The following is a 3884-nucleotide window of genomic DNA, read 5'->3' as shown; positions in this document are numbered from 1 at the left end:
ATTGAATACGTCAAGGTCTCCGGCGGCATTTTTCTTGACATGACGATCCACGATTTCGATATGGCGCGCTATCTGATTGGGGATGAGGTGGTTGAGGTCTACGCAGCGGGCGGGGTGCGCGTTGATCCGAAAATTGGCGAGGCTGGCGATATTGACACGACAGTTATCACCTTACGATTCCAGAATGGGGTTATCGGAACAATCGATAACAGTAGAGAGGCTGTCTACGGCTACGACCAGCGAGTTGAGGTCTTCGGCGCGAAGGGGATGGTTACGGCGGCGAATCCACTGACAGATACCGTTACCTTTAGCGGTAGCGACGGGAGCCGTGCGGCATCGCCCCCATATTTTTTTGTGGAACGCTACAAATCGGCATTTCTCTCGGAATTGCAAGCGTTCTTCACATGCATCCAAGAAGACACACAACCAGCAGTTACAGGGGCGGATGGTCGTGCACCTGTCGTGATAGGTTTTGCAGCCTTGAAATCGCTTCGCGAAAATCGTCCCGTCCGTTTGTCGGAAATTTAGTGGTAGGCTCTGAGCAGATGCCCTACTCACCACCGACATCACCGACTTCGATTTCGATCTCATCTCGATTTCGGATACGTTCCACGAGTCCGTCCCGGATGTCCACAATCCGGTCAGAGACATCAAGCATCTTCAGATCGTGCGTTGCCGAGATGACAGTGACACCCTGCTCGTTATTCAGGCGTTTAATGAGATCAATGATCTCGCGTCCCGTAATTGTATCGAGGTTTGCTGTCGGTTCATCGGCGAGGATAATGCTCGGATCGTTGGCAAGTGCTCTCGCGATAGCGACGCGTTGACGCTGCCCGCCTGAAAGTTCATCGGGGAGATGGTACATCCTGTCCCCTAAGCCTACCATATCCAGCAACTTTTCTGCTCTTTCATTGCGATCTTTCTCAGAAATCCCAGCGAAAATCATAGGCAGCGTTACGTTTCCGTGCGCGCTCCGAACGTGCAGCAGGTTGTAACTCTGAAAGATGTAGCCCACGCGGTGGCACCGAAACGCCGCAATCTGTCTTTGCGAAAGTTGGGACATGTTTTGCCCGTCGATGTAGACCTGTCCCTCTGTGGGGCGGTCAAGCGCACCGATCATGTTAAAAAGTGTGGATTTACCGGAACCGGAGGGACCCATAAGCGAGATATACTCGCCACGTTCAATCTCAAAAAGCACGAAGAATGTTTGAACCCATGCGATATTCTTTGACAACATCTTCAGTTTTCACAACGATATCATTCATAATTTTCCTCCGTGCCTATACCTCGGTACGCATCGCTTCAGCCGGTGGGAGTTTCGCAGCACGCCACGCAGGGAACGATGAACCGATGACTGCCAAAATCATGCCGAGTATACATCCAATCAGAATGACGACTATCACACCGAGCTGCATCGGCCCGTTTTCAGGCTGCGCTGGTAATAGCGGGAAATAGAAGAATAAGTCTAACCCATAGTCTTTAAGTCCTAAAAGTACTGCACCCAGTGTGCCGAGGAGTGCACCGATCAGTGCCCCAGAGAACCCTTGGAATCCTGATTCAAGTAGGAACAGTCTAACCACGAATCCATCTAATGCACCGAGACATTTCATTGTACCGATCTCACGGAAACGCTCTGTTACTGCCATCAGCATTGAGTTTGCGATACCTACCACACAGACAATCAAGGACATAACAATGAGCCATATATCTTTTGTGGAAATACCTTGTTCCGTTGTCTCTTCAAAAGTGTTAATTGTTGATTGTCGTCCGCTCTCCTGTAGCGCGATACCGATTTCGTTGTTCGTCCATACCGAGACCAAAAACGCAATACCCAGTGTGATGCCGGCTGTCGTGATGATTGAACGACCAAAACGGATTTTTAAACTCTGAAAACTAATCCGTAGCGATTCTACGAAAGGCAGATCAATCTGTTCTTCAATTGGTGTTCTTTGCTGCAAATCTCTGTCTCCTTATTTTTTGTGTCTATGAAGATATTGTATCAAATTTACAATTTCAAGTCAAGTTTTTCATGCATATTACATACGCAACGGCCAGGAGACGCTTGCTGTAGGCGAGACTTCCGAGTCGCGATGCCGCTGATTGCCTCTATAGCATTGACTTTTCAATTTTTCGTTGGTATACTGACGCAAAGGCAGGTACAAAACCGATGCTTCAAAAGTTTTTATTTTCTCTGCTACTATTGTTATCTGTCGGTATACTGCATTCGAGTACACCGATTTCCGCACACGACGCTTTCTATCCACACCATCGTGAGGATTTTGAGAACATGGCGCGCCGTCGCGAATTACGAACAACTGTCCTTCTCAGCACAGTTGTTTTTCTCTGTGTGCTTGGGGCAGTTGTTTACGTTGCCTTGCGAAGAAGTACAGATGATACTGATGTTGACGAAGTTGACGCGAAAACGGTTCAGGAACGCTTGACGGATGCCGCAAATGGAGCCGCGCGTGCTGCGCAACAGGTACTTGACACCACGGGTGATGTCGCGGAAGCTGCCACAGCATGCTTTACAACCTATGCTGAGGCATTTGGTGTAACATGGCGGCCCCCTTCTTATGAACAGCGTCGTCCTGAATCAGTGCCGTACCAGATGCGATGCAAAATTGGGGCGGATGTTGTCACCCTCAGCATTGGGACGCAAGTCGTTCAATTGAAGGTAGAGCACACACCCCCTAAAATAGGTTTGAGTTCGCAAGAAGCATCAAAAAGTGTGAGTGCAACTGTTGTACTGGAAAGATCCGGTAAAGGAGAAGAATAGAAGATTATCGGTTACTTCGTGAGTCGGTTGATGAGTGAGGCACTATAGCCTGCACCGAAACCGTTATCAATGTTTACAACGGTGACACCGGAGGCGCAGCTATTTAGCATGCCTAACAAGGCAGCGAGTCCACCGAAACTTGCACCGTAACCGATGCTGGTGGGGACAGCAATCACGGGACAATCCACCAACCCACCCACAACGCTCGGAAGCGCGCCTTCCATCCCCGCAATAACGATGATAACGCGGGCTGTCAGAAGTTTTTCGTGGTTGCTGATGAGGCGGTGTAAGCCTGCTACACCGACATCGTAAAGGCGTTCCGGTGCGTTTCCCATCATCAATACCGTTTCAGCGGCTTCCTCTGCAACCGGTAGGTCGGACGTGCCGGCAGAGACAACGAGAATCCCCGGTGTACCTTCCTCTTCAGATTGGGAAACGCTAATCGTGCGTCCGAGGTCGTTATAGCGTGCCGCAGGTTGGGTGGCTTTTACGGCTTCATACATGTCCGGGGTAGCGCGAGTTGCAAGGAGGGGGTGTCCCGCAGCGAGAATGCGTTCACTAATCTGCTTGACATGTTCTGACTTCCGGGAACCCTGTACGCAGCTGACGATGGTGATCAATTTTTGAGAACCCTAAATCTTCAAACGGAAGCGTGCGAAGAGATTGCAGCGCGTCATCCACTGCAATCTCTCCACCTTTAACCTCTTCAAGCAGGGCTCTTAACTTTTCAGTTTCCATTGACATCCTCCCACAGATAAATCAGTGGGATTCCTCCGTTCCTGTTTCAACGTCCACTGTCTCCAAAGTGAGGTCTTACACGGACTCCACAGGCGTTTAGGCTCTCCGCCTGCCCGACGGCGAGTAAGTTGGTGGCAGGAGAGGTGGAACTGGTCCCACCACAGCTAAAGTTAGCATCCTGAGAAGAGACCCTTAGGCTTTGTCAGTCGCCTCTTCGTCGGTTCCGTCATTGCTGCCAACGCCCGGGATGGACTCGGCAATTTTAGCGCGGACATCCGCAGAAACTTTACGACCCGCTTCTACGGCAGTCTTTACCTGTTCACCTGCTTCATGGAGACGTTCTTTTGAGGTATCTACGATGCCGTGAACG

At 50.2% G+C, this 3884-nt stretch carries 3 protein-coding genes and 2 pseudogenes; 2 read left to right on the top strand and 3 right to left on the bottom strand.

All coding sequences use genetic code 11. From position 1 onward, the window contains the following. Nucleotides 1-528 (top strand): inositol 2-dehydrogenase (locus J4G02_23155; GenBank protein MCE2397404.1); only part of this gene is annotated, 528 nt, incomplete at its 5' end. Between the two features lie 22 nt (nt 529-550). Here the strand turns inward: J4G02_23155 and J4G02_23150 are convergent. Together J4G02_23150 and J4G02_23145 are read right to left on the bottom strand one after the other, a co-directional pair. Then, a pseudogene (locus tag J4G02_23150) lies at nt 551-1265 on the bottom strand (ABC transporter ATP-binding protein). A gap of 15 nt (nt 1266-1280) precedes the next feature. Continuing rightward, entirely contained in the window at nt 1281-1958 is a 678-nt protein-coding gene (locus J4G02_23145) for an ABC transporter permease (protein MCE2397403.1), read from the bottom strand. A gap of 209 nt (nt 1959-2167) precedes the next feature. Here J4G02_23145 and J4G02_23140 point away from each other — a divergent pair, with 209 nt between their 5' ends. After that, nucleotides 2168-2776 (top strand): hypothetical protein, encoded by a 609-nt coding sequence (locus J4G02_23140; GenBank protein ID MCE2397402.1) that lies wholly within the window; start codon nt 2168-2170, stop codon nt 2774-2776. Between the two features lie 11 nt (nt 2777-2787). Here the strand turns inward: J4G02_23140 and larB are convergent. Continuing rightward, a pseudogene (larB, locus tag J4G02_23135) lies at nt 2788-3514 on the bottom strand (nickel pincer cofactor biosynthesis protein LarB). Nucleotides 3515-3884 lie beyond the last annotated feature (370 nt).

The sequence above is a fragment of the Candidatus Poribacteria bacterium genome (genome assembly GCA_021295755.1).
In the GTDB taxonomy this organism is placed as follows: domain Bacteria; phylum Poribacteria; class WGA-4E; order WGA-4E; family PCPOR2b; genus PCPOR2b.
Note: the sequence above shows the minus strand (reverse complement) of the source record. Positions and strands in the feature narration are given on the sequence as shown.

Coding starts and splice junctions, on each gene's coding strand:
- J4G02_23140 (MCE2397402.1), top strand. CDS start 2,168: ATGCTTCAAAAGTTTTTATTTTCTCTGCTACTATTGTTATCTGTCGGT.